The organism is Micromonospora aridisoli, assembly GCF_056150025.1.
On the sequence record NZ_JAXCFK010000002.1, the window covers coordinates 419,396 to 444,109 of the forward strand.

24 protein-coding genes are annotated in these 24,714 nt (G+C 72.2%); 14 read left to right on the forward strand and 10 right to left on the reverse strand.

Going from position 1 to position 24,714, the window contains the following annotated elements; translation table 11 throughout:
- The first annotated feature begins 60 nt into the window (after positions 1-60).
- Complete coding sequence (locus tag SM447_RS05445) at positions 61-1,215, forward strand: helix-turn-helix domain-containing protein (protein ID WP_474571608.1); 1,155 nt, start codon at positions 61-63, stop codon at positions 1,213-1,215.
- A 44-nt stretch (positions 1,216-1,259) separates the two neighbouring features.
- Here the strand turns inward: SM447_RS05445 and SM447_RS05450 are convergent, their stop codons facing one another.
- The 4 genes from SM447_RS05450 to SM447_RS05465 form a co-directional block, all read right to left on the reverse strand.
- The gene (locus SM447_RS05450) at positions 1,260-1,619 is read right to left on the reverse strand and encodes a hypothetical protein (protein ID WP_474571894.1); all 360 of its coding nucleotides are present in this window, start codon (positions 1,617-1,619) and stop codon (positions 1,260-1,262) included.
- A gap of 146 nt (positions 1,620-1,765) precedes the next feature.
- Positions 1,766-1,999: a hypothetical protein gene (locus SM447_RS05455; protein WP_474571609.1), complete on the reverse strand. Its 234-nt coding sequence runs from the start codon at positions 1,997-1,999 to the stop codon at positions 1,766-1,768.
- Between the two features lie 81 nt (positions 2,000-2,080).
- Complete coding sequence (gene mscL, locus SM447_RS05460; protein WP_474571610.1) at positions 2,081-2,554, reverse strand: large conductance mechanosensitive channel protein MscL; 474 nt, start codon at positions 2,552-2,554, stop codon at positions 2,081-2,083.
- A gap of 39 nt (positions 2,555-2,593) precedes the next feature.
- Positions 2,594-3,277: a FadR/GntR family transcriptional regulator gene (locus SM447_RS05465; RefSeq protein WP_474571611.1), complete on the reverse strand. Its 684-nt coding sequence runs from the start codon at positions 3,275-3,277 to the stop codon at positions 2,594-2,596.
- Positions 3,278-3,327: 50 nt separating this feature from the next.
- Here SM447_RS05465 and SM447_RS05470 point away from each other — a divergent pair, with 50 nt between their 5' ends.
- Positions 3,328-4,620, forward strand: coding sequence for an MFS transporter (locus SM447_RS05470; protein WP_474571612.1), 1,293 nt, complete (start codon positions 3,328-3,330; stop codon positions 4,618-4,620).
- A 10-nt stretch (positions 4,621-4,630) separates the two neighbouring features.
- Here SM447_RS05470 and SM447_RS05475 read toward each other — a convergent pair whose 3' ends face one another.
- Positions 4,631-4,987 (reverse strand): STAS domain-containing protein, encoded by a 357-nt coding sequence (locus SM447_RS05475; RefSeq protein WP_278178281.1) that lies wholly within the window; start codon positions 4,985-4,987, stop codon positions 4,631-4,633.
- A 164-nt stretch (positions 4,988-5,151) separates the two neighbouring features.
- Between SM447_RS05475 and SM447_RS05480 the strand changes: the two genes are divergently transcribed.
- From SM447_RS05480 to SM447_RS05505, 6 genes are read left to right on the forward strand one after another with little or no spacing between them, the layout of a single operon-like run.
- Positions 5,152-6,012, forward strand: coding sequence for an STAS domain-containing protein (locus tag SM447_RS05480; RefSeq protein WP_474571613.1), 861 nt, complete (start codon positions 5,152-5,154; stop codon positions 6,010-6,012).
- The gene (locus SM447_RS05485; RefSeq protein ID WP_474571614.1) at positions 6,012-6,428 is read left to right on the forward strand and encodes an STAS domain-containing protein; all 417 of its coding nucleotides are present in this window, start codon (positions 6,012-6,014) and stop codon (positions 6,426-6,428) included. Before SM447_RS05480 ends, SM447_RS05485 begins: the two co-directional genes overlap by 1 nt.
- Entirely contained in the window at positions 6,425-6,844 is a 420-nt protein-coding gene (locus SM447_RS05490; protein WP_474571615.1) for an ATP-binding protein, read from the forward strand. Before SM447_RS05485 ends, SM447_RS05490 begins: the two co-directional genes overlap by 4 nt.
- Positions 6,832-7,854, forward strand: a complete 1,023-nt coding sequence (locus SM447_RS05495) for a SpoIIE family protein phosphatase (protein WP_474571616.1) — start codon at positions 6,832-6,834, stop codon at positions 7,852-7,854. Before SM447_RS05490 ends, SM447_RS05495 begins: the two co-directional genes overlap by 13 nt.
- Positions 7,851-9,200 (forward strand): sensor histidine kinase, encoded by a 1,350-nt coding sequence (locus SM447_RS05500; RefSeq protein WP_474571617.1) that lies wholly within the window; start codon positions 7,851-7,853, stop codon positions 9,198-9,200. The genes SM447_RS05495 and SM447_RS05500 overlap by 4 nt, the downstream gene beginning before the upstream one ends.
- A gap of 1 nt (position 9,201) precedes the next feature.
- Positions 9,202-10,737, forward strand: a complete 1,536-nt coding sequence (locus SM447_RS05505; protein WP_474571618.1) for a SpoIIE family protein phosphatase — start codon at positions 9,202-9,204, stop codon at positions 10,735-10,737.
- A 22-nt stretch (positions 10,738-10,759) separates the two neighbouring features.
- Here SM447_RS05505 and SM447_RS05510 read toward each other — a convergent pair whose 3' ends face one another.
- Positions 10,760-11,548, reverse strand: a complete 789-nt coding sequence (locus tag SM447_RS05510) for a DUF6597 domain-containing transcriptional factor (protein WP_474571619.1) — start codon at positions 11,546-11,548, stop codon at positions 10,760-10,762.
- Positions 11,549-11,579: 31 nt separating this feature from the next.
- Here SM447_RS05510 and SM447_RS05515 point away from each other — a divergent pair, with 31 nt between their 5' ends.
- The 4 genes from SM447_RS05515 to SM447_RS05530 are packed head-to-tail and all read left to right on the forward strand — an operon-like array spanning position 11,580 to position 14,861.
- The gene (locus SM447_RS05515; RefSeq protein WP_474571620.1) at positions 11,580-12,152 is read left to right on the forward strand and encodes a TIGR03086 family metal-binding protein; all 573 of its coding nucleotides are present in this window, start codon (positions 11,580-11,582) and stop codon (positions 12,150-12,152) included.
- A 56-nt stretch (positions 12,153-12,208) separates the two neighbouring features.
- Positions 12,209-12,745: a PadR family transcriptional regulator gene (locus SM447_RS05520; protein ID WP_474571621.1), complete on the forward strand. Its 537-nt coding sequence runs from the start codon at positions 12,209-12,211 to the stop codon at positions 12,743-12,745.
- Positions 12,742-13,443, forward strand: coding sequence for an ABC transporter ATP-binding protein (locus tag SM447_RS05525; protein WP_474571622.1), 702 nt, complete (start codon positions 12,742-12,744; stop codon positions 13,441-13,443). Before SM447_RS05520 ends, SM447_RS05525 begins: the two co-directional genes overlap by 4 nt.
- Positions 13,440-14,861, forward strand: coding sequence for an FtsX-like permease family protein (locus tag SM447_RS05530; RefSeq protein WP_474571623.1), 1,422 nt, complete (start codon positions 13,440-13,442; stop codon positions 14,859-14,861). The genes SM447_RS05525 and SM447_RS05530 overlap by 4 nt, the downstream gene beginning before the upstream one ends.
- A 13-nt stretch (positions 14,862-14,874) precedes the next feature.
- On the opposite strand, the gene SM447_RS05535 is transcribed toward SM447_RS05530, so the two are convergent.
- The 3 genes from SM447_RS05535 to SM447_RS05545 form a co-directional block, all read right to left on the reverse strand.
- The gene (locus tag SM447_RS05535; protein ID WP_474571624.1) at positions 14,875-15,537 is read right to left on the reverse strand and encodes a response regulator transcription factor; all 663 of its coding nucleotides are present in this window, start codon (positions 15,535-15,537) and stop codon (positions 14,875-14,877) included.
- Entirely contained in the window at positions 15,525-16,811 is a 1,287-nt protein-coding gene (locus SM447_RS05540; RefSeq protein WP_474571625.1) for a sensor histidine kinase, read from the reverse strand. Before SM447_RS05540 ends, SM447_RS05535 begins: the two co-directional genes overlap by 13 nt.
- A 170-nt stretch (positions 16,812-16,981) precedes the next feature.
- Positions 16,982-19,078, reverse strand: coding sequence for a S9 family peptidase (locus SM447_RS05545; protein ID WP_474571626.1), 2,097 nt, complete (start codon positions 19,076-19,078; stop codon positions 16,982-16,984).
- Between the two features lie 82 nt (positions 19,079-19,160).
- Between SM447_RS05545 and SM447_RS05550 the strand changes: the two genes are divergently transcribed.
- Positions 19,161-20,507: an FAD-binding oxidoreductase gene (locus SM447_RS05550; protein WP_474571627.1), complete on the forward strand. Its 1,347-nt coding sequence runs from the start codon at positions 19,161-19,163 to the stop codon at positions 20,505-20,507.
- A 128-nt stretch (positions 20,508-20,635) separates the two neighbouring features.
- Here SM447_RS05550 and SM447_RS05555 read toward each other — a convergent pair whose 3' ends face one another.
- On the reverse strand, positions 20,636-22,705 hold the full coding sequence (locus SM447_RS05555; RefSeq protein WP_474571628.1) for a SpoIIE family protein phosphatase: 2,070 nt from the start codon (positions 22,703-22,705) through the stop codon (positions 20,636-20,638).
- Between the two features lie 155 nt (positions 22,706-22,860).
- Here SM447_RS05555 and SM447_RS05560 point away from each other — a divergent pair.
- Positions 22,861-24,714 (forward strand): HAMP domain-containing protein (locus SM447_RS05560; protein WP_474571895.1); only part of this gene is annotated, 1,854 nt, incomplete at its 3' end.

Below are 24,714 nucleotides of genomic sequence, written 5' to 3' on the forward strand. Positions count from 1 at the left end.
GTCAAGCTTGCCAAGAAGACCCTTCCCGCGTCTCTACGCACTACTGCGTAGGGTTGAGGAATGTTGCCGGTGTCCATGGTCGGGCGCGCCGGTGAGCTGGCTGAGCTGGACCGGGCCTGGTCCAGCGTGGTCGTGGGCCGCCGCCGCTCGCCGGCCGTCGCGGTCGTCACCGGAGGGCCCGGGGTGGGCAAGAGTCTGCTGGTCGCCGCCGCGCTGGACGGCTTCACCCCGCGACCGGAGGTGGTGCTCAGCGGGACCGCCCGGGTGCACAGCCCCGCCCCGTACGACTGGTTGGCGGCGGTGCTGAGCGGACGCGACACCACCGGGCTCGACCTGCCGGCCGACGCACTGGCCTGGCTCGCCCAGCAACCCACCGCGCCCCGCGAGCGCTACGCCCCCGGGACCCTGCTCCGGCTGGCCGTGCGTACCGTCCGGGTACTGGTCGGTGCCGGTCCGGCGGTGCTCGTGGTGGAGGACCTGCACGCCCTCGACCCGGCCAGCCTCAACCTGGTCGGTGAACTGGCCACCGCCGACGGGCTGCCGGCCCTGTTGGTGGTGGCGACCAGGCCCGCCGCGCGCGCGGTCTCACCGGAACTCGCGGGCCGCACCCTGGCTCGCCTCTGCGGGGTACGCGGCGTGGTGCGCCAGCACCTCGGGCCGCTGCGTCCGGCCGAGGTCGCCGAGGTGCTGACCCAGGTGTACGCGGACCGGAGCGTGCACCCCGAGCTGGTGCACCAGGTCTGGCAGCGCACCGGCGGCAACCCGTACGCGCTCACCGAGCTGCTCGCCGCCCACGCCGGCCAGGAGCTCGACGCGCTGCTCACCCTGGCGTCGCCCGCACCGGGTTCGTGGGCCCCGTCGGGCCCGTCCGTCCAGCCCGTGCCCGCGCCCGTGTCCCGTCCGGCCCTGCCCCCGTCCCGTCCGGCCGTGCCCGTCTCCCGTGCCGCCGGTCCGGAATCCCGGCCTTCGAGTTGCCTGACGGGCCGGGAGGCGGAGGTTCTCGAATGCCTGGTCGCCGGAATGTCCAACAAGCAGGTGGCCCGCGCGCTGGGCATCTCGGTGCGGACCGTCACCGTGCACGTCTCCAACCTGCTCCGCAAGACCGGCACCGCTTCGCGTACCGAGGCCGCGCTCTGGGCGGTCCGCCAACAACCCGTGCCCCAGCGCGTCGATCATGAAGTCGTTGCCCCGGCAAGCGCTTCCCCGCAGCAATAACCTCATGATCAACACGGGTGGGTGAGTGGGTGGGTGGGGGCGGGTCAGTCTTCGGGGGGGAGGTTGGTGGCTGTGGTGTTGAGGGTGACGCTGGTGGGGGAGACCGTGGAGATCTGGTCCGCCAGGACGTAGACGGCGCCGGTGGGTACCAGGTCGGTGGAGACCTTCAGGTAGCCGGTGCGCAGCAGTCGCGCGGCCAGGTCCGCCGGCACGTCCGGTTCCTCCACGGTCGCGGATTCGATCAGTTCGTCGAGGCTGCTGCCGGGATCGGTGGTCGGCGCCTGCACGGTCACCGCGTTCGGATCGCCGCGCTGGACGAGGTCCACGGTGCCCACGTCGACGCCGGTCGAGTCGACCACCCGCATGCCGGTGGTGACCCGCGAAAGGGTTGCCCGCTGATCGATGCCCTGCTGCTCCATGCTCGCGCGGTTCCCGCCCCCCGCTCTCCCTAAACACCTCCCCACCGCCCCGCCAGCATCGTCGATCAAGAAGTTCTGGTCGGGAATTCGCGCGTACGGCGACCAGAACTTCTTGATCAACATGGGTGTGGTCAGGGGGTTGGCGGGCGGGGGGTGAGTTCGCGCCAGGTGTCGGGGCCGTGGAGCAGCGCGCGGATGGTGTCCTCGGCCTCATCGACGGTGTCGTACTCGTAGAACCGGGAAATGCCCTCCGCGCCGCCGGCCCGCTGCTCGACGAACCACCGGTCGGCGTCCGTTCGGAGGAAGACGTCCCGCCGGGCCAGCCGCCCCCATTTCCCGTTCCACCAGTGCTTTCGCTGCTCCATGGCGGGACTCTATCGAACATTTGTTCGACAGGAAGCGGCCCCCACGGGATTCCCGCAGGGGCCGATGTGCAGCTGCCGGATTCAGCGCGCGGCGGGCGGTTCGTCCCGGCGACCGAGCACGTCGTCCAGAGCACCGCGCTGCTGGACCGAGGTGGTCCGGCCGGCGGCCACGAGCGCGTCCCGGATCTCGGTCAGCAGCTTGACCTCCTCGCTCGGCGCGGACGGCGGCGGCTCCTCGCCCCGCTTGCGCCGCTCGGCCAGCCGGTTCATCGGGAAGATCACCAGGAAGTACAGCGCGGCGGCGGTGAGCAGAAACGTGATCAACGCGTTGATGAAGCTGACCCAGTCGAACGGGACCTTGTTCACCGTCCACGGAGTTCCCTCCAGGCCCTGGTCGCTGCCGGTCACCGTCACCGAGACGAGAGCGATCAGCGGCTTGAGGAACGAGTCAGTGAGCTGGGTGACCACGCCGGTGAAGGCGGCACCGATGACGATGCCGACCGCGAGGTCGACGACGTTGCCGCGCATGATGAAGTCCTTGAAGCCCTTGAGCATCCGTACTCCCGAGGTGTCCGGTTTTCCGTCGGGGACAACCTATGCCCCGGGTGAGGGCTCCAGAAAAGCGCCGGCTTCCCGCGCGGCAAGCTCCGGATCGCCGGCCCGGATCGCGGCCACCAGCCGGGCGTGGTCGACGTGCCGGTCCGGCGTCAGCGCGTCACCCATGGCCTGAGCGAGGGTGCTGCGCATCGCGGCGCCGACCGAGGCGTACAGCTCGGCGAGCATGGCGTTGTGCGCCGCCGCGACCACCGCGGTGTGCAGCGCGGCGTCGGCCGCCACGAACTCCGCCACCCGGCCGCCGCGCCAGGCCGCCTCGCGGGCGGCCAGGGCCTCGTCGAGGGCGGCCAGGTCCTCGGGGGTACGCCGTCGAGCGGCGAGCCGCGCGGCCTCCACCTCGAAGGCGCGGCGTACCTCGATCACCTCGTTCATCCGGTCGTCGGTGAGTCGGCGGGCCACCACCGGGGCGAGTTCGTCGGTGGAGAGCACGTAGGTGCCGGAGCCCTGGCGGCACTCCAGCACTCCGGCGTGGGCCAGGGCCCGGACCGCCTCGCGCACCGTGTTGCGTCCCACGCCGAGCGCCTCGACCAGTTGCGGCTCGGTCGGGATCCGGCCGCCCACCGGCCACTCGCCGGCCAGGATCCGCTGGCGGAGCTGGGCGATCGTCTCCCGTACCCGTCGGCCGCGCGGCGGGACCGGGGTGGAGTCGACGGACGGTGGCACTGGTTACAACCTCTCGCCGAAATTCATCCCATGATTGTAGGTTCGAGGTCATGCCGCCGTCACCCCCCGGCCCCGCCGCCCCGATCTCCGCCGCTGAAGGGCAGCGCACTCCGAGCGCCGGGACCGTGACGGGTCAGGCCGGCGCCGCATCCGTCCCGCGTGCCGGCGGCGGGTGGCTGGTGCTGGCCGGGATGCTGCTGGTGGCACTCAACCTGCGGGCCGCCGTCACCAGCCTCGGCGCACTGCTCGACGAGGTACGCGTCGGCCTGGCCCTGTCCGGGACGATGGCCGGCTTCGTCACCACCCTGCCCACCATCGCGTTCGCCGCGCTCGGTGCGGCCACGCCGTGGCTGGTCCGCCGGCTCTCTCCGGCCCGGCTGCTGGTGCTGGCGATGTTGGCCCTCACCGTCGGGCAGGTGCTGCGGGCGGTCACCGGATCCGCCGTGGTGTTCCTGTTCACCAGCGCCCTGGCGCTGGCCGGGATCGCGGTGGCCAACATCCTCCTGCCGATGCTGGTCAAACAGCACTTCCCGCACCGCACCGGGCTGGTCACCGGGGCGTACACGATGGCGCTGACGGTGGGCACGACGGTGGCCGCCGCGTCCGCGGTGCCGGTCGCGCACGCCTTCGGCAGCTGGCGGGCCGGGCTGGGCGTCTGGGCCGGGCTGGCGGCGGTGGCCGTACTCCCCTGGCTGCCGGCGGCACTGCGCAGCCGCACCGCCGCACGGCGGACCACCCGGGGTGGGGCCGCGTCCCGGTCGGGCGTGCGGCCGGCCCGTACCCGGCTCGGCTGGGCGATGGCGGTCTACTTCGGGGCGCAGTCGCTGAGCGGGTACGCGATCATGGGCTGGTTGGCCCAGTTGTTCCGGGAGGCGGGTTTCCACCCGCAGGACGCCGGGCTGCTGCTGGCCGGGGTGACCGCGCTCGGGGTGCCGATCGCGCTACTGATGCCGGCGCTGGCCGGCCGGCTGGGCAGCCTACGGCCGCTGATCTTCGCACTGACCGCCGCCTCCAGCCTGGCGTACCTGGGTCTGGCGTTCGCCCCGCGCGGCGGTGCGGTGCTGTGGGTGGTGCTGCTGGCGTTCGGACAGGGCGCGTTTCCGCTCATCCTGACCACCATCGGCCTGCGGGCCCGCACCGCCGACGGTACGGTCGCGCTGTCGGCCTTCGCGCAGAGCACCGGTTACGTCATCGCGGCGCTGGGTCCGCTACTGGTCGGCATCCTCCACGAGGCGACCGGGGGATGGCTGGCACCGATCGGCTTCCTGCTGGCCGCCCTCGCCGTGCAGACCTGCGCCGGCATGCTGATCGCTCGTCCCCGCTACATCGAGGACGAGCGGTGAGCCGCCGCAGTCAGGACGAGGCCGGCGTCGGATCGCCGGCGACCGCCTGGTCGACGGTGGGGTACGTGTGCAGCACCTCGACCAGGCCGCTCACCTCCAGGATCCGCAGCACGCCCCGCTGCGGCGCGGCGAGCCGGACCACTCCGCCGGCCTCGTCGCAGCTGTTCTTCGCACGGACGAACACCGACAGACCGGTGGAGTCGCAGAACGATACGTCCGACAGGTCGAACACGAGGCGACTACGCCCCTTGTCGAGCAGGTCGGTGATCTGGTCCTGCAACTGCGGTGCGGTGGCCATGTCCAGCTCGCCAGCGACCGACACGACGACCACGTCACCGCGCTGTTCCGTGTGCACCGTCAAGGACATTCGCCAGACCTCCTGTTTATCGGTGGAACGGTATCCCACCCGAGCCGTGGTACGCAGAACGGGAGCAGGATCAGGTGTCCACCGTCATTCCGTTGCTCTGCGACAAGTAGTTGACGGGTTCCCGGTGATAGAGTCCGGCCGGTCCAGGTCTAGGGGGTATTGCCATGGCGCTCAGCGCTGACGAGAGCGGCCGGATGGGTGAGCTGCTGACCAGCCGGGCGGAGCAGGTCACCCAGCGGTGGACCGAGATCATCGCCGGGCAGCTGCGTGGCCGGCTCAGCCAGGCGGAGCTGGTCCGGCAGGTGCAGGAGCTGCACCGGGCCCTGGTCGACGCGCTCGGCAAGGGCGCGGTCGACCTGAACGCGGAGGAGGCCACCGAGCTTCGTGCCGTGCTCGCCGAGCTGTCCCGTGGGCAGGCCCGGCAGGGCTTCTCCGCCACCGAGACCGCGACCAGCGTGTTCGCCCTCAAGGAGGTGCTGCTCGCCGCGCTGGAGGCAGACCAGAGCGCCGCGACGCTGCGTGACTACGTCTCCTTCTCCACGTTGGTCGACCAGATGGGCCTGTACACCTTCGAGACCTTCGTCCGCACCCGCGAGAGCCTGATCGCGGACCAGGCCGAGCAACTGCTGGAGCTCTCCACCCCGGTGGTCAAGCTCTGGGAGGGTGTGGTGGCGGTGCCGCTGGTCGGCACGCTCGACTCGGCCCGCGCCCAGGTGGTGATGGAACGGCTGTTGCAGACCCTGGTCGACACCGGGTCGCCGTACGCGATCATCGACATCACCGGCGTTCCCGCGGTGGACACCCAGGTCGCCCAGCACATCCTGAAGACCGTGGTGGCCGCCCGACTGATGGGCGCCGACTGCATCATCTCCGGTATCCGGCCGCAGATCGCGCAGACCATCGTCGCGCTCGGCATCGAGTTCGGCGACATCGCCACCAAGGCGAGCCTCGCCGACGCGCTGCGACACGTCCTGCGGCTCACCGGTGTCGAGACCTCCCGTCGCCAGCCGCGTCGGGAGGCGTGATGGAGCGGGTGCCGATCCTCAAGATCGGCGACATCCTGCTGGTTTCCATCCAGGTCGACATGTCCGACCAGACGGCGGTGGCGCTCCAGGAGGACCTGGCCGAGCGCATCGTCGAGACCGGCTGCCATGGCGTGATCATCGACATCACGGCCTTGGACATCGTCGACTCCTTCGTCGGGCGGATGCTCTCCACCATCGCCTCGATCTCCCGCGTGCTCGACGCGGAGACAGTGGTCGTGGGAATGCGTCCGGCGGTGGCGATCACGCTGGTCGAGCTGGGGTTGTCGCTCAACGGCATCCGTACCGCGCTGAACGTCGAGCGGGGGATGGAACTCATCGCGATCGACCGGGTGTACGACGACCACGACGAGGAACGGGACGACGGTCCGGTCCCAGAGCCGACGGCCTCACCGTGACGAGCGGGGTCGACCTGGGCCGCACCCAGGCGCAGACGGTTGGCAGTGACGAGGACGTCGTCCGCGTCCGCCAGCTGGTGCGTACCGTGGCTGTGGCGGTCAGGCTCTCCCTGGTCGACCAGACCAAGGTGGTCACCGCGGCCAGCGAACTCGCGCGCAACACGCTCGTCTACGGCGGCGGCGGGACGGTCGAGGTGACCGCGGTCGACAACGGCCGCCGACCCGGCATCAGGATCGTGTTCGCCGATTCCGGCCCCGGCATCGCCGATCTGGACCTCGCACTGACCGACGGGTACACCACCGGTGGTGGTCTCGGTCTCGGCCTCAGCGGGGCCCGGCGACTGGTCGACGAGTTCGAGGTGCAGACCGCACCAGGTCAGGGCACCCGGATCACCATCACCAAGTGGTCCCGGTGACCGCCGAGCCGGTCACCGACCGGGGCACCTGGTTCCGGGTGGAGAACGGCAGCGCCGGCAGCGCCGTGCGGCGGGCCGCCGAGCGGCTGGGCAACCAGTTGGGGCTACCCGACGGACGCGTCGCGGACCTGGCCATCGTCGCCGCCGAGTTGACCAGCAACCTGATCAAGCACGCCGACGACGGGTTGTTGCTGCTCCGGCCGGTACGCCGCGAGGTGGACGCCGGCGTGGAGATGATCGCGATCGACACCGGTCCGGGAATGGTCGACCTCGCCGACTCCGCCCGCGACGGGCACTCCACCGCCGGCACCCTCGGTATCGGTCTCGGCGCGATCGTCCGGCAGGCGAGCTGGTTCGACGCGTACTCGCGCCCGGGCCGGGGGACGGTCATCGCCGCCCGGGTCTTCGCCGCTCCGAACACCGGAGCCTCCTGGGTCGGTGGGCTGACCCGGCCGTTGAGCGGCGAGACGGTCAGCGGGGACGGCCACGCCGCCCGAATCGTGGGCGACCGCCGTCAGGTGCTGGTCACCGACGGGCTGGGGCACGGGCCGTTGGCCGCCGCGGCGACCGAGGCCGCGCTCAGCGCGTTCCGGGACGCCCCGGCGGCGTCGCCGGCGGAGGTGGTCGGGTACCTGCACCGCTCGATGTCACACACCCGCGGTGCGGCCCTCGCGGTGGCCGAACCGGACCCGACGACCGGGATGCTGCGCTACGCCGGGCTGGGCAACATCGCCGGCGCGGTGGTCGCCGGCGACGGCCGGCGGCGGGGCCTGGTCTCGCTGCCGGGCATCGCCGGGCACCAGCGACCGGTGATTCGGCAGTACGACTACCCCTTCGAGGCCGGCAGCCTGCTGGTCATGCACACCGACGGCGTGGTCGACCGGTGGCAGCTCGCCGACTACCCGGGTCTGGCCGGGAGGTCTCCCATGGTGGTGGCCGCCACCCTGCTGCGGGACGCCGGGATCCGACGCGACGACGCCGGGGTGCTGGTGGCAAGGTCCTGGTCATGACCACGACACCGCTGCTGAAGATGGCACTGCGGGTGGAGCAGGACATCTTCGTGGTCCGCCAGCGCGGGCGGGAGGTCGCCGTCGCGGTCGGACTGGAGCATCAGGACCAGGTCCGGCTCGCCACCGCGTTGAGCGAGGTCGCCCGGGACCTGCTGCGGGCGGTCGGTGGGGCCGACGTCGTGTTCGCCGTCGTCGACTCCCCGGACGGACGTTGCCACCTGCGTATCGATCTCACCCCGGTGACGTCCCTGCCCGGCGGACGGTACGAGCCGGAGTCCGGCGCGGTGGCACGCCTCGTGGACACATTGAGCGTGCTGACGGTGCAGCGGGATACGGTCGTCAGGATGTCCCGACGGATCCCGGCCACCGCCCAGGCGTTCACCACCGAACGCCTGGCCGAGCTGCGTGCCCAGCTCGGCGAGAGCGCCCCGGGCACCGCCGAGGAGGAACTCGCCACCCAGAACCTGCAACTGATCAACGCCCTGGACGAGGTACGCAGCCAGCGCGACGAACTGGCCCGGCTCAACGAGGAGCTGGAAGCGACCAATCGCGGTGTGATGGCGCTCTACCAGCAGCTCACCGACGAGCTGGAGGCGACCAACCAGGGCGTGGTGGCCCTCTACGCGGAGCTGGACGAGAAGTCGGCGCAGCTGCGGGCGGCGAGCGAGTCGAAGAGCCGTTTCCTGGCCAACGTCAGTCACGAGCTGCGGGCGCCGGTGACCGCGATCATCGGGCTGGCCCGGCTGCTGGGCGATTCCGCCTCCGACCCGCTGACCACCGAGCAGGAACGCCAGGTCGGGCTGATCCGCTCCTCGGCGTCGGACCTGCTCACGTTGGTCAACGAACTGCTCGACCTGGCCAAGGCCGAGTCGGGCCGGATCGAGCCGGAGTGGGCCGAGGTGGATCTGCGGGCCGTCTTCGGCCAGTTGCGCGGCACGCTGCGCGCGCTGCCCGCCGCCGAGGGCGTCGAACTGGTGGTGGAGGAGCCCGCGTCGCCGGCCACGGTCCGTTCCGACGAGGTGCTGCTCGCCCAGGTGCTGCGCAACCTGCTGCACAACGGGCTCAAGTTCACCACCCGGGGCGAGGTCCGGTTGCGGGCCGAGCGGCACGGCGACGGGTGGCGGTTGACCGTCTCCGACACCGGTCCGGGCATTCCGCCGGAGCTGCACAGCCGGGTGTTCGAGGAGTTCTACCAGGCACCCGGTCCAGCCCGGATCGGCGGCACCGGCCTCGGCCTGCCGTACGCCCGGCGGCTGGTGTCCCTGCTGGGCGGCAGCCTCGACCTGGCCAGCGAACCGGGTCGGGGCAGCACCTTCACGGTCTGGTTGCCAGCGGACGGGACGTGACGTGGACGGTGCGGCGACAGTGCTGGTGGTCGACGACAGTCGGACCAAGCGCTACCTCCTGGTGAGCTGGCTGACCCGGGCCGGCTTCACCGTGTTGGAGGCGGAGACGGGTGCCGAGGCGCTGGACCGGGTCGGGGTGGATCCGATCGACCTCGTGGTGCTCGACGTCCGACTACCGGACCTGAGCGGCTTCGAGGTGTGCGAGCGGATCAAGTCCGAGCACCCGGCGCTGCCGGTGATCCACGTGTCCGCGCACGCCGTCGACACGACCGACCGGACCCAGGGCCTGACCCGGGGGGCGGACGCCTACCTGGCCGAGCCGATCGAGCCGGAGGAGTTGGTCGCCACCGCCCAGTCGGTGCTGCGGTACTACCAGGCCCGGCAACGGGCCGAGCTGCTCGCCGAGCGGCTCACCGGCCTGGCGGACACCACCGTCGCGGTGCACGCCGCACCGAGCTTCACCCGGTTGCTCCAGGTGGCGGCGGCCGGCGCCGCGGAGATCTTCAAGAGCCCCGCCGCGGTGGTCGCCGAGACCTTCGACGGCGACTGCCTGGCCGGCGTCTGCGCCGGCCCCGGCGCCGAGGCCCGGGTCGTGCCGTGGATCGTGGACGACAGCGGGGTGCCGGTCGGCGCGACCGTCCGGGTGCAGGACCCGGCCGGTTGGGCGCTGGTCGACTGGCCCGCCGGTGACACCGTCACCGCCGCCGCCGCCCGGCTGCGCGAGGACCGCGCGCCGCTCTACGTGGTGGTGCCCACCGCCACCCAGACCGCTCGTACCCCGGTGCTGGTCCAACTGGCCCAGGCGGTGGCCTCCGCCGTCGAGGCGCAACGCTCCTTCGACGAGGAGCACCGCATCGCGGTGACGCTGCAACGCAGCCTGCTGCCGCGTCGCATCCCGCAGATCGCCGGCCTCGACCTGGCCGTGCGCTACGAGCCGGCCAGCGCCCGTACCGAGGTGGGCGGCGACTTCTACGAGCTGGTGATGCTCGACGGTCATCTGCTGCTGGCCATCGGTGACGTGGCCGGGCACTCCCTGCACGCCGCCACCGTGATGGCCGAGCTGCGGCACGCGCTGCGGGCGTACGCGGTGGAGGGGCACCAGCCGGGTGAGATCCTGCACCGGGTCAACGAGCTGATGCGGACGCTGCTGCCCACCGAGCTGGCGACGGTCTGCGTCCTGCTGCTGGAGCCGGCCACCGGACGGGTCCGGCTGGCCAGCGCCGGTCATCTGCCCGCGTTGATCAGCCAGGACGGCAAGGCGGAGTATGTGCACCATCCCGCGCCACTGCTCGGGGTGCGCGCACCCCGCCCCGCCGACCTGGAGTTCGTGCTGCCGGCCGGGGCGACGATGATCTTCTACACCGACGGTCTGATCGAACGGCGGGACGCCTCCATCGACGAGGGGCTGGCCGCCCTCGCGGCGTCCGCCGCCCGGGTCGACGACAATCTCGATCGCTTCTGCGAGCGACTGCTGGTCGAACTGGCCCCGGAGGAGATCCAGGACGACGTCGCCGTCGTCGCTCTCCGCCGTCGTTGACCGGCGACGACAGCGACCCGGCTCAGCGCCGGCCGGGGCGAGCGTACGCGGCGGGGGAGACGCCGGTCACCGTGGTGAAGTCGCGGACCAGATGGGCCTGGTCGCTGTAGCCGAGTTCGGCGGCGAGCCCGGCCCAGTCGGGGGGTCCGCCCGCCGCCCGCTCGATCGCCTCGTGCAGCCGGTAGCGGCGGATCACCCACTTCGGGCCGACCCCGACATGGGCGAGGAAGAGTCGCTGCAACCGCCGGACGGAGACGCCTTGCTCCCGGGCGAACGCGTCGACCCGGCGTACGTTCCGGTCGGTCCGGATCGCCTCGACCAACGCCATCACCTCGTCGTTGACCGGATCCGGCCGAGGTGCCCAACCGGACAGCAGTGCGTTCAGCGCCCGGCAGCGTTCGGCGTCCGTACCCGCGCAGATCGCGCCGTCCGGGGTGACACCGGTGAGCGGCTGTCTCCGGCCGGTCAGCTCGGCGACCGACCGCCGCCAGAACGGGTGGAAACCGCCAGGCCGGAACTGCACGCCGCTGACCCGTCCGGTGCCGCTCAGCGTGATCGAGAAGAGTTCCTGGCCGACGCCGGCCAGCTCCGCGCGCTCCGGGCCGTCGCCGTCGCGCTGGAACACGACGTTGACTGCCGGGTGCGGGACGATCCGCTGCTCGAACGGTTCGGTGAGGTCCCAGTCGATCAGCCAGTAGTGCTCCACCCAGCGGCGCAGCGCGATCGCCGGCAGGTGTCGTCGGAACCGCACCCGCCGCATCAGCCGGGCCGGGTCGAGGATGCCCCGGCTGTCTCCGCGCGGCTGTCGCATTTCTTCAAGACCACCCTCATACGCTGGCCCTATGGCCACACAGACTAGCGACCTGCTGGCGGCGGCGGCGCCGCGAACCGTGGCGGTGGTCCGGCAGATCGCCGACGACCAGCTCGACCTGCCGACCCCCTGCCAGGACTTTCGCGTCCGCGACCTGCTCAACCACCTGTACGAGGTGGTGGTCAACTTCCAGGTCCTCGCCGAGCGCGCGCCGGTGACCTGGTCCGACAAGCCCGACCACCTGACCGACGGCTGGCGGGACCGGTTCGAGGACGAGACCCGCCGGCTGGTCGCGGCGTGGTCGGATCCGGCCAGCGAGCAGGGGGTCTCACCGGGGATGGGGATGCCGCAGTCGGTGGTGGGCGGCATGGCGCTGCTCGACCTCACCGTGCACGGCTGGGACCTGGCGGTCGCTACCGGGCAGGCGTACGAGCCGGCACCCGAGGTGCTGCCCGCGCTGCACGAGCTGGCCGGTCAGCTCGGGCCGACGGCCCGGCAGATGGGCGTGTTCGCCGAGGCGGTGCCGGTCGACGCCGCCCTGCCGGACCTGTCCCGGCTGCTCGGCGTGACCGGCCGCGACCCGGGCTGGTCGCCCACGCGCTGAGCGGGACTTCCGCCGGATCCTTGACGGCCACTATTCACTGAGTGAATAGTGGCCTGGTGTCCACACCGCACCTGCTGCTGGGGCTGCTCGCCACCGGCACCATGCACGGGTACGAGCTGAAGCGGGCCCACGACGAGCGGTTACCGCAGGCCCGCCCCCTGGCGTTCGGGCAGGTCTACGCCACGCTGGGCCGGCTGCTGCGGGACGGTCTGGTGGCGTCGACCGGGCAGGAGCGCCTCGCCGGCCCGGATCGGACGGCGTACGTGCTCACCGAGCAGGGACGGGCCACGCTGGACCGGTGGCTGAGCAGCGTCGAGCCGCCGATGCCGTACGTGAACAGCCCGCTGTTCGCGAAGGTCGTGGTGGCGCTGCTGGTGGCCGACGCGCAGCGGGCCCGTGACTACCTCGTGGCCCAGCGCCGGGCGCACACCGAGCGGCTGCGTGAGCTGACCGCATTGAAGACGGCCCCGTCAGCCACCGTCGACGACGTCGTCGCGGCCGACTACGCCATCGCCCACCTCGACGCTGACCTGCGGTGGTTGCACACCACCCTGGACCGGGTCGCCGACTGGCACCGGGAGGTGCACTCGTGACGCAACTACAGGCTCGCGGTCTGGTGAAGTCGTACGGATCCACACCCGCACTGCGCGGCATCACCCTCGACATCGGCGAGGGGGAGATCGTCGCGGTGACCGGGCCGAGCGGCTGCGGCAAGTCCACCCTGCTGCACTGCATCGCCGGCATCCTGCGTCCCGACGCCGGTGAGGTGAGCTGGCGTGGGCACCGGCTCGACACCTGGTCCGAGTCGGCCCGGTCCCGCTTGCGGCGTACCGAGTTCGGGGTGCTGTTCCAGTTCGGTCAGCTCGTCGCCGAGCTGACCGCGGCGGAGAACGTCGCCCTTCCGCTGTTGCTCGCCGGCACGGGGCGGCGAGCGGCGCGGACGGCGGCGCTGACCTGGCTGGAGCGGCTCGGCGTGGCGGACTGCGCCGACGTGCGCCCCGGTGAGATGTCCGGCGGTCAGCAGCAGCGCTGCGCCACGGCCCGGGCCCTGGTCACCGAGCCGCGGGTGCTCTTCGCCGACGAGCCGACCGGTGCGCTGGACACCCTCACCGGGGAGCAGGTGCTGACGCAGCTGGTCCGGCTCACCCGGGAGCAGCGCACCAGCGTCGTCCTGGTCACCCACGAGCCACGGATCGCCGCGTACGCCGATCGTGAGGTCGTGCTGCGCGACGGCGTGATCGACCACACCGGCCTGGGCCTCGACGCGCCGCTCGCCGGCGGCTCCTGGTGAGCCCCGCCACCCTGACCAGGCTGGCCCTCGCCGGTAACCGCACCGACGCCGCCCGGGTGGCCCTGACCGCGCTGAGCGCGATGCTGGCCACCCTGGCCGGGCTCGCGGCCCTGACGGTGCTGGCCATCCGGAAACCGCCGGGCGACGCGTGGCAACAGTCCGAGCAGTACGTCAGCGGGCTGCTCCGCGAACCGGGGCTGCGCGGGGGCACGGCGTTCGCGCTGGCGCTGCTGGCCATTCCGGTGCTCGCCCTGGCCGGGCAGAGTGCCCGGCTCGGCGCACCGGCCCGGGATCGCCGGCTCGCCGCGCTGCGGCTGGCCGGCGCCACTCCCGGCCAGGTGACCCGGGTGGCGATGCTGGAGACCGGGTTCGCCAGCCTGGTCGGCACCACGGTCGGGCTGGCCACGTACCTCGTCGGTCGGGAGTTGCTGCACCGTCCGGACGCCAACGGCCAGTTGGCCCTGCCCACGGACGTGCTGCCGCCGGTGCCGGCGATGGCCGCGCTGGTGCTCGGGCTTCCGGTCCTCGCCGCGGTGGCCACCGCCCTCCTGCTCCGCCGGGTCGCCGCCACACCGCTCGGGGTGGTCCGACGTGCCGGCCGTACCGGCTCACCCCGACCGTGGCCGGCGCTGCTGATCGGGCTCGGCCTCCTCGCGGCGGTGATGGTCGAGCCGATCCAGTGGGCCCTCCAGGGTGCCAGCCTCCAATGGATCACCCTCGCCGTCCTGCTCGGCATCTTCGGCGCGGTGCTGGGAGTGATCTTCGGAGCTGGTTGGATCTCGCATCTGGCCGGGCGGGCACTGCACCGCTTCGCCCGGCGCCCGGCCGCCCTGCTGGCCGCGCGACGGCTGACCGACGACCCGTGGGCCAGCAGCCGCACCTTCTCCGCCCTGCTGGCCGCCCTGATCATCGGAGGCGGCGCGGCGGCCTTCCGAGCCGCCTTCCGCCTCCAGGCCGAACTCGAACAGGAGCAGAACCGGCAGGCCGGCTACGGTGACATGCCCCACGACTCCTTCTACCTCGACACCATGGATCTGATCGACCTGGCGGTGTCCGTGGCGGTGGTCATCGCCGCCACCGGCCTGCTCGTCACGCTGGTGGAAGGGATCGTCTCCCGCCGCCGGGCGTACGCCGCGCTCGTGGCGACCGGCGTGCCGCGGGCCACCATCGGCACCTCGATCGTGTGGCAGGTGCTGGTCCCCGTGGTACCCGCCGTGGTGATCGCGCTCGGCGTCGGGTACCTCATCGGCCGCCTGCTCACCGGCGATGTCACCGGAGACGGCCGCACCGCGGGCGTACCGCTGGCGCAGTTGGCGCTGCTGGGGGCCGGCGCGATCGCCGCGGTGCTGTGCGTGGTGGGGCTGGGTTTGCTGTTCCTCCGCTCCAACACGGCGGTGGAGGAGCTGCGCGCGACCTGAGCCGTGGCGGCGCTCAGGCGGGGTTGGCCCGCAGGTAGGTCAGGGTCGCCAGCACCCGCCGGTTGGTGTCGTCGTCCGGTGGCAGGCCGAGTTTCGCCAGGATGTTGCCGATGTGCTTGCCGACCGCCGCCTCGGTGATGTGCAGGCGTCCGGCGATCGCCGCGTTGGACCGTCCCTCAGCGACCAGCACCAGCACCTCCCGCTCGCGGGCGGAGAGAGCGGCGAGCGGATCGCGCGGGCGGTGCAGCAGCCGGCGTACCACGTCGGGATCGACCACCGTGCCGCCGGTGACGACGGTACGCAGGTTGTCGACGAAATCGGTGACCTCGGCGACCCGGTCCTTGAGCAGGTAGCCGACCCGCCGGCCGTCGGCGCTGGCGAGCAGCGCTGAGGCGTACTCGGACTGCACGTGCTGACTGAGCACCACCACGGCCAGCGCGGGTTGCTCGGCGCGCAACTCCACCGCCGCGCGCAGCCCGTCGTCGCGGTACCCGGGCGGCATCCGGATGTCGGTCACCACCAGGTCCGGCCGGTGCGTCCGGACGGCGTCCACCAGCGCCGGGGCGGTGCCGACGGCGTCGAGCACCTCGAAGCCGAAGCGGGCGAGCAGGGCCACCAACCCTTCCCGCAGCAGCACCTCGTCCTCGGCGAGTACGACCCGGGTCACCCGTTGCACGGTAGCTCCACCCGCACGACCGTGGGGCCGCCCGGCGGGCTGGCCAGCAGCAACCGTCCCTCGGCGGCGGCCACCCGGTCGGCCAGCCCGGTCAGTCCGCTGCCTCGCGCCGGGTCCGCTCCGCCCCGGCCGTCATCGCTGATCTCGACGACCAGCCCGGTGCCGCTGTCGCTGAGCCGGACCTGGGCGCGGGTCGCCTCCGCGTGCCGGGCGACGTTGCTGAGCGCCTCCGACACCACGAAGTACGCCGTGGTCTCGACCGCCTCGGGTACCGGCCGTCGGAGTTCGGTGTGCACCTCGACGGGGATGGTCGCCTCGTCGGCAAGTTCCCGGACCGCGCCGGCCAGCCCCAGGTCGGTGAGACTCTGCGGGCGGATGCCCCGCACGATCTGCCGAAGCAGCTCCATCAGTCCCTTCGCCTGCTCGTGCGCCACGGCGAGGGGACGGGCCGCCGGTGAGTCCTCCGGCACGTCCAGCCGGGCCAGGCCGAGCTGGAGGCTGAGGCTGGTCAGCCGGGGCTGCGCGCCGTCGTGCAGGTCACGTTCGATGCGTCGGCGCTCGGCCTCGTACGCGTCGACCAACCGGGCCCGCGACCGGGTCACCTCGCGCAATGCGGTCCCGTCCGCACCCCACAGCAGCCACCGCGTCACCGCGCCCTGGGCCGCCGCGAGCGCGCCGGCCGCGTACCACAGCAGCGGTGCGAGCAGCACACCGATGATCGCGTACGGTACCGCCTCGATCACGGTGTCCGCGGTGGTCCAGAGCAGCACCACCTCCTCGCCGTGACCGACCACGAACGGGCTGACGATCAGCACGGCGTCCAGCAGCACCAACATGGTGAAGAGCCAGTAGACGGCGGGGACGACGCCGCCGAGGAAGAACAGGTGGGCCACCTCCCGCCAGGCCGCACCCGTGGTGTACCGGGCGGCGAGGCCGCGCCAGGACGTGCCGGGCACCGGCCGGTCGTCGACCAGGCCGAGCCGGTAGCGCTCGAATGCCGCCACCGGCACGCTCAACAGCGGCGCCAGCGCCAGAATGATCAGCGCACCGACGGCCAGGAAGACGCCGAGCGCCAGCGACAGAGGCCGGCCCTGGCGTGCCGCGTTCATGGCGGCGACCAGCGGCGCCAGCACGACGAGCAGCCCGACCGAGAGCACGCCGGCCAGCGGCACGCTGGTGAGCAGGTACGCCAGGGCGCGCCAGGGCCAGCCGGTCAGCGGGTAGCGGGCTCGCCGCAGGGCCTGGGCGAGATGGGTCGGTGCGGCCGATGTCATGCCGCCGACGCTAGTGAGACCGCGAGTCCGTCCACAGCCGGCTGGGCCCACTTTCGCGGGTATACCCAGCCCTACCCCGAGCCGCCGCGCGCGGCTCGCGGCATGCGGTATGTCGGGCTCTCCCCGGTCCGGGACGCCGCGAGACATCGCATGCCGCGAGCGGCGGCCGGTCAGGCGCGGCCGAGGCGGTCCAGGGTCCAGGCGTTGACGAACGCCTCCTCGCGCCAGGCGTTGTAGCGCCCGCTCGGGCCGCCGTGACCCGCCTCCATCTCGGTCTTGAGCAGGTAGTCGCCCTGCGGTGCGACCGCCCGCAGCCGCGCGATCCACTTCGCCGGCTCGTGGTAGAGCACCCGCGTGTCGTTGAGGCTGGTCATCGCCAGAATCGCGGGATAGTCGAGGGCGGCCACGTTCTCGTACGGGGTGTACGACTTCATGTAGGCGTACACCTCGGGGTCGGCCAGCGGGTTGCCCCACTCCTCCCACTCGGTGACGGTCAGCGGCAGCGACGGGTCCAGGATCGTGTTGAGCGCGTCCACGAACGGCACCTGCGCGACGATCCCGGCGAAGGCGTCCGGTGCCAGGTTGGCCACCGCGCCCATCAGCAGCCCGCCGGCCGAGCCGCCCCGGGCGACCAGCCGGTCCGGTGCCGTCCAGCCCGCCTTGGCCAGGTGCCGGGCGCAGGCCACGAAGTCGGTGAAGGTGTTCTTCTTGGCGAGCATCTTGCCCTGGTCGTACCAGCGGCGTCCCAGCTCCCCACCACCCCGGATGTGGGCCACCGCGAAGATGACACCACGGTCCAGCAGGGACAGACGGCCGACCGAGAACCACGGGTCCATGCTGGCCTCGTACGAGCCGTAGCCGTAGATGACGCAGGGCGCCGAGCCGTCCCGGGGGGTACCCCGCCGGTAGACCAGGGAGATCGGAACCTTCGTGCCGTCGTCGGCCAGTGCCCAGTCGCGCTCCTGCTCGTAGTCCTCCGGCCGGTACACCTGACCGTCCGGCCCGGGCAGCACCGGCCGCTGGCGCAGCAGCGTCATCTCGCGGGTGACCAGGTCGTAGTCGTACACGGAGTCGGGCGTGACCAGCGAGGTGTACCGCAGCCGCAGCCGGCCGGTGCGGTACTCGGGGTTGGCGTCCAGACCGACGGTGTGCAACGGCTCCGGGAACTCGATGTCGTGGGCGTCGCCGCCGCCGACGGGCAGCACCCGCAGCCCGGTCAGGCCGTTGCTGCGTACGGTGACGACCAGGTGGTCGGCGAAGGCGTCGACCGACTCCAGCCGGGTGCCCGGGGAGTGCTCGATCAGCGGCACCCAGTCGCCCGGGGCGTCCGCCGAGGTGTACGCGAGGGCGAAGTCCTCGGCGTCGTCGTTGTGCAGGATCAGGAACCGGTGACCGTGGTGCTCCACCGAGTACTCGACGCCCTGCCGGCGGGGTGCGATCACCGCCGGCTCGCCCGTCGGGTTGCCGGCCGGGATCACCCGTACCTCGCTGGTGAGCTTGCTGGCGATGTCGATGAGGATGAACCGCTCGGAACGGGTCAGCTCGACCCCGACCCAGAACCGCTCGTCGTCCTCGGCGTGCACCACCACGTCCTCGGCGGCGGCGGTGCCGATCACGTGTCGCCAGACCCGGTGGGGCCGCCATGCCTCGTCCACGGTGACGTAGAACAGCACCGAAGCGTCGGCGGACCAGGCGGTGCCGTAGAAGGTGCCCGGGATCTCGTCGGGCAGCAGCTCACCGGTGCTGAGGTCCTTGACCCGCAGGGTGAACCGCTCGTCGCCGGAGTAGTCCGTGGAGTAGGCCAGGTAGCGCCCGTCGGGACTCACGTCGAAGGCGCCCAGGGCGAAGAAGTCGTGCCCCTCGGCCAGCAGGTTGCCATCGAGCAGCACCTGCTCGCCGTCCAACGGCGCGCCGTCATCGCTCATCGGCGGGGTGGTCTCGCCGGGGCGGACCGCCCGGCGGCAGTGCACGCCGTACTGCTGTCCCTCGACGGTGCGGGTGTAGTACCAGTGCTCGCCCTTGCGGGTCGGCACGGACAGATCGGTCTCCTGGGTCCGTCGCCGGATCTCCTCGAACAGCTCCGTACGCAGCCCGGAAAGGTGCGCCGTCCGCGCCTCGGTCCACGCGTTCTCGGCGTTCAGATAGTTGATCGTCTCCGGATCGTCCTTGGTGGCGAGCCAGGCGTACTCGTCGACGACGGTGTCGCCATGGTGGACGCGTTCGGTCGGCACTCGCTTGGCCGCGGGAACAGGGGTCTCGGTGGTCACGGCGTCACGTTACCGGCCGTACGGGCCCATGGTGCGGAGCAATTCTCCACCCGATCGTTCGAACACATGTACGATCGCCGGCATGGTGCCAGTCCGTTCCACCGGCGCGTCCGGTGCCCGCGACATCGCTCATCGACTGACCGAGATCTGCGGTCCACGCTTCGCCCGCCTCGCCGGTCCCGCCGACGAGGTGGCCGGGCGTACGGCGCGCTGGGTGGCGGTGCCGGGTGGCCCGCACGCCGCCGCGCAGGTGTTGCGGCTGGCCGCCCGGCACGATCTGACCGTGGTGCCCAGAGGGGCGGGCACCAAGATCGATTGGGGTGCCTCACCCGAACGGGTCGACATCATGCTCGACACCGGACGGCTGGCCGGCATCGGTCACCGGTCGCCCGCCCGGGGCACGGCGGAGATCGGCGCTGGCACGCCGTTGCGCGCGGTGCAGGCCACGCTGGAGCGCACCGGCCAGCGGCTCGCACTGGACGCTCCCTCGCCCGGCGCCACCCTCGGCGGGGTGCTCGCGGCCGACGAGGCCGGTCCGCTGCGGCACCGGCACGGCACCGCCTGTGACCAGCTCGTCGGCCTGCGCTACCTGGCCGCCGACGGTGAGCTGGCCGAGTCCGGTGGTGGGGCGGCCGGGCTGGCCGAGGCGCGGCTGCTGTGCGGCTCGGAGGGGGCGCTCGGCGTGCTGGTCAGCGCGACCCTGCGGGTGCAGGCGGTGCCCGCCGCGCGGGTGTGGGTGACCCGACCGGTGTGGACCCCGCTGGAGGTGCACGATCTGATCCAGGCGGTGCTCGCGGCCCGGCTCGACCCGGCCGCGATCGAACTCGACCTGCCGGTCGCCACCGGCTGCCGGCCCCGACGTGACCGCCGGGCCGAGTCGATGGCGCTGCACCCGTCGATGGCCGGCCGCGCGACCACCGGCCCGATCGGCTCCGGTTCCCTCGTGGTGTTGCTGGAGGGGGGACCCGCCGAGGTGGCGGAGCGTACCGATCGGCTGGTCAACCTCTTCGGGCCCCGCGCGTCGGTCGGTCGGACGGCGCCGCTCTGGTGGCGCAACTACCCCTTCGCGCCGGGTGACACGGCGCTGCGGCTGGAGGTGCCGATCACCGACCTGCACGCCGCCGTGTACGCCCTGCGCGACGCCGCTGGCGGGCCGGTGCCGGTTCGCGGGTCGGCCGGGCTGGGGGTGGTGCACGCCGCCCTGCCCGGGACGATGGCACCGGACCGGGTGGCCTCGATCCTGGCCGCGGTCCGTGGGGTGCTCCTCGCCCGACAGGGCCGATGCGTGGTGCTCGCCGCCCCGCCGGCCGTACGCCGCGCCGTCGACCTGTGGGGCGAGCGGGCCGACCTCGCCCAGCTACGCGCCGTCAAGCAGCACCTCGACCCCACCCACCGCCTGGCCCCCGGCCGCCTCCCCGGCGGCCTCTGACCCACCCCAGCCCCCGCCACCGCAGCCCTGCGCCAATCTTGCACTTTGGGTCGCCGAAACGCGGCTTGTGCCGGGTATGCCGCGACCCAAAATGCAAGATCGCGGGGCGGGAGGGCGGGAGGGCGGGTTTAGACGGCGTCGTTGCGGAGGACGAGGATGGCGATGTCGTCGCGGGGCGCCTCGACCGAGAAGTTGATCGCGGTGGCGCGCAGCCGTGCCGCCACCACGTCCGCCGAGTAGCCGGCCAGCGGCGTGGCGGCGTCGCGCAGCCGCCCCGTGCCGAACAGCTCCCGACCCCGGCGGCGCTCGGTCACCCCGTCGGTGTAGAAGATCAGGCAGTCACCCGGGTCGAGGGCGAGTTGCGCGGTGGGTGATGCGATCGTGTCGAGCAGCCCGAGGGCGGTGCCACCGGTGCCGACGAAGGCGGCCGGTCCGCCGCTCGACCGCAGCAGTACCGGCCGGTCGTGCCCGGCCAGGTGCAGTCCGACGTCGAGCTGATCGCCATCACCCGGCCCGACCGCCGCCAGCGCCAGCGTGCAGTAGCGGCCGGCACCCCGCTCCACCAGCGTCTCGTTGAGCCGGGCCAGCACCTCGGGCAGTGGTTTGCCGTCCCCGGCCAGCACCCGGATCACGTCGCGGACCAGCCCGGTGACGGCCGCGGCCTGTACTCCCTTGCCGGAGACGTCGCCGATCACGACCAGCCAGCGCCCGTCCGGCAGCGGCACCACGTCGTAGAAGTCGCCACCGACGTCGACGTCCCCGCCGGTCGGCACGTACTCGGCGGCGAAGCCGATGCCCTCCACCACCGGCAGGACCGGCGGCAGCAGGGACTGCTGCAACGTCTGCGCCACCCGGCGGCGTTCGGCGTGGATCCGAGCGTTCTCGATCGCCAACGCGGACCGTCGGGCCACGTCCTCCACCACCGCGATCTCGTCCGGATCCTGCCGGTGCCGCTGGTGCCGCCCCACGGCCAGCGTGCCGAGGCGCTGCCCCCGGGCGATCAGTGGCACGGCGAAGCCCTCCATCGGCGCGCCCAGCGGGGTCCGGGTGCCGTTGCGGCTGGCCTCGCGCAGCCGGGCCTGGATCGAGTCGGGACCGGCCTCGCGGAGGGTGGCGTGCAACTGCGGCAGCATCGATTCGTCGGCGTGGCTGGCGGCCGCGAGCCGGAGCCGACCCCACTCGTCGGTGGTGTGCACCGCGCACCACTGACCGAGCCGGGGCACCACCAACTGCGGGATGAGCGCCATGGTCAGTTCCACGTCCAGCGACTGGGCGAGCAGCTCACTGGCCTCGGCGAGGAAGGTCAGCCACGCCTGCCGGCGTACGTCCGCACGGCGCAGCCGGTCGTTCTCCAGGTGCAGCGAGAGCCGCTCGGCGGTCAGCACCGCCAACGGCTGGGCGTACGCCGTGGGCGCGGCGTCCAGTTCCAGTTCCCCGGCGTACGGACGGTGCACGGCCAGTGGCACCCGGATCAGGTCGTTGCCGGCCCGGGGCTGCCGGCCGTACCGGGCGAGGATCTGAAAGCCCTGGCCGTCGCCGCGGTCCAGCCGCACCACGCCACCGGCGGCACCGACCATCTCCGCAACCCGGGTGAGCAGGCCGGCGGCGAAGTCCGGAAGCGGGTCCTCGGCGTACGGGTCGGGGTTGATCTGCATCAACGCGTTCATCGCACCGGCGCTCGGCACCGCGGTCTGTCCCGTACCGTCCGGTTCGACGCTCGCCGGTGGCACGGCCATCGCCGTCCCCATGCTCCTGTGGTCCGGTCGATCCAGCCGGAACCAGACGCCCTTGCCGGTACGCAGGTACGTGGTGCCCCACCGGCTGGCGAAGTGGTCGACCAGGAGCAGCCCTCGTCCCCGTTCGGCGACCTCGGCGATGTCGGTGGCCAGGTTGCGTACGCCGACGGTCAGCTCGTCGACCGGGCCGGCGGCGAAGTCGGAGACCGTCACGGTCAGCCCCGCCTGGTCGGCGGTGACCTCGATGTCCAGTTCGGTGCGGGCGTGCTCGACCGCGTTGGTGGACAGCTCCGTGGTCAGCAGCAGTGCCTCGTTGAGCAGCTCGTCCAGGTCGGCCTCGGCGAGCACGGACCGGACGACCGCGCGCGCGGCGGCGGGCGTACGGCGGTCGGCGGGAAGCCGGACCCGCCGCACGTGCTCGTCTGCGCCCGCCTTCGCCGCGGGCCCCGCCTCCGCTGACACCCTCGTATCCTCCACCGACACCCGGCCACTGCCAAGCCGATCAACACCGGCTCTTTGCCGATGGGCGGTGGCGCGCCGTGGCGGTTTCGAGGTCACGGGGACAATGATGGGGTGGCCGGTGGGAGCCGGTGTACCCCCGAGGTGAGCGAGGAATGATGACCACGGCGAAACAGTCGGTGAGCGCGGAGCTCTCCGCCGCCGACCACGAGGCGGTCCTCACCGAGCTGGCGGAGGCGTTGCGGCGGGTCCGTCGCGGCGACCTCAAGGTGCGGCTGCCCCGGCGATCGGGCGCGGCCGGCGAGGTGGCGGACGTCTTCAACGACGTGGTGTCGCTCCAGGAGCGGCAGCATCTGGACCTGCGCCGGATCAGTCGGATCGTCGGTCGTGACGGCCGACTGACCGAGCGCCTGGACGAGGAGGGCCTGGACGGCTCGTGGGCCGAGGGCCAGCGGGCGGTCAACTCGTTGATCGACGATCTGGGCCGGCCCACCACCGAGATCGCCCGGGTCATCGTGGCGGTCGCCGACGGTGACCTCACCCAGCACATGGCGTTGGAGATCGACGGCCGACCACTGCGCGGCGAGTACCTGCGCATCGGTCGCACCGTGAACACCATGGTCGACCAGCTCTCGTCCTTCTCCAACGAGGTGACCCGGGTGGCCCGGGAGGTGGGCACCGAGGGCAAGTTGGGCGGCCAGGCCGACGTGCGTGGCGTCGCCGGCACCTGGAAGGACCTCACCGACTCAGTGAACACCATGGCGTCGAACCTGACCGGCCAGGTGCGGTCGATCTCCCAGGTGGCGACCGCGGTGGCCAAGGGTGACCTCTCCCAGAAGATCACCGTTGGCGCTCGCGGCGAGGTCGCCGAGCTGGCCGACACGATGAACTCCCTCACCGACACGCTGCGCCTCTTCGCCGAGCAGGTCACGCGGGTGGCCCGTGAGGTGGGTACCGAGGGCAAGCTGGGCGGTCAGGCGGAGGTCCCGGGTGTCGCGGGCACCTGGAAGGACCTGACCGACAGCGTCAACTCGATGGCGTCGAACCTGACCGCGCAGGTGCGCAACATCGCGCAGGTCTCGACGGCGGTCGCCCGGGGCGACCTGTCGCAGAAGATCACCGTTGCCGCGCAGGGCGAGATCCTGGAGCTCAAGGACACCGTCAACACGATGGTGGACCAGTTGTCGTCGTTCGCCGACGAGGTGACCCGGGTGGCCCGTGAGGTGGGTACCGAGGGCAAGCTGGGCGGCCAGGCCCAGGTGCGCGGCGTCTCCGGCACCTGGCGGGACCTCACCGAGAACGTCAACCAGCTCGCCGGCAACCTGACCAGCCAGGTTCGCAACATCTCCCAGGTCTCCACCGCGGTCGCCAAGGGCGACCTGAGCCAGAAGATTACGGTCGACGCCCGGGGCGAGATCCTGGAGCTGAAGAACACCGTCAACACGATGGTGGACCAGTTGTCGTCGTTCGCCGACGAGGTGACCCGGGTGGCCCGTGAGGTGGGTACCGAGGGCAAGCTGGGCGGCCAGGCCCAGGTGAAGGGCGTTTCCGGCACCTGGCGGGACCTGACCGACAACGTGAACTCGATGGCGTCGAACCTGACCAGCCAGGTGCGGAACATCGCCTCGGTCACCACGGCGGTGGCGAAGGGTGACCTGTCGCAGAAGATCACGGTGGATGCCCGGGGTGAGATCCTGGAGTTGAAGTCGACGGTGAACACGATGGTGGATCAGCTGTCGTCGTTCGCCGACGAGGTGACCCGGGTGGCCCGTGAGGTGGGTACCGAGGGCAACCTCGGCGGCCAGGCCCAGGTGAAGGGCGTTTCCGGCACCTGGCGCGATCTCACCGACAACGTGAACTCGATGGCGTCGAACCTGACCGCGCAGGTGCGCAACATCGCGCAGGTCTCCACCGCGGTGGCGAAGGGTGACCTGTCGCAGAAGATCACGGTGGATGCCCGGGGTGAGATCCTGGAGTTGAAGTCGACGGTGAACACGATGGTGGATCAGCTG

Coding starts and splice junctions, on each gene's coding strand:
- SM447_RS05445 (WP_474571608.1), top strand. CDS start 61: ATGTTGCCGGTGTCCATGGTCGGGCGCGCCGGTGAGCTGGCTGAGCTG.
- SM447_RS05475 (WP_278178281.1), bottom strand. CDS start 4,987: ATGTCCTTGACGGTGCACACGGAACAGCGCGGTGACGTGGTCGTCGTG.
- SM447_RS05470 (WP_474571612.1), top strand. CDS start 3,328: ATGCCGCCGTCACCCCCCGGCCCCGCCGCCCCGATCTCCGCCGCTGAA.
- SM447_RS05485 (WP_474571614.1), top strand. CDS start 6,012: ATGGAGCGGGTGCCGATCCTCAAGATCGGCGACATCCTGCTGGTTTCC.
- SM447_RS05480 (WP_474571613.1), top strand. CDS start 5,152: ATGGCGCTCAGCGCTGACGAGAGCGGCCGGATGGGTGAGCTGCTGACC.
- SM447_RS05550 (WP_474571627.1), top strand. CDS start 19,161: ATGGTGCCAGTCCGTTCCACCGGCGCGTCCGGTGCCCGCGACATCGCT.
- mscL (WP_474571610.1), bottom strand. CDS start 2,554: ATGCTCAAGGGCTTCAAGGACTTCATCATGCGCGGCAACGTCGTCGAC.
- SM447_RS05510 (WP_474571619.1), bottom strand. CDS start 11,548: ATGCGACAGCCGCGCGGAGACAGCCGGGGCATCCTCGACCCGGCCCGG.
- SM447_RS05455 (WP_474571609.1), bottom strand. CDS start 1,999: ATGGAGCAGCGAAAGCACTGGTGGAACGGGAAATGGGGGCGGCTGGCC.
- SM447_RS05515 (WP_474571620.1), top strand. CDS start 11,580: ATGGCCACACAGACTAGCGACCTGCTGGCGGCGGCGGCGCCGCGAACC.
- SM447_RS05500 (WP_474571617.1), top strand. CDS start 7,851: ATGACCACGACACCGCTGCTGAAGATGGCACTGCGGGTGGAGCAGGAC.
- SM447_RS05540 (WP_474571625.1), bottom strand. CDS start 16,811: ATGACATCGGCCGCACCGACCCATCTCGCCCAGGCCCTGCGGCGAGCC.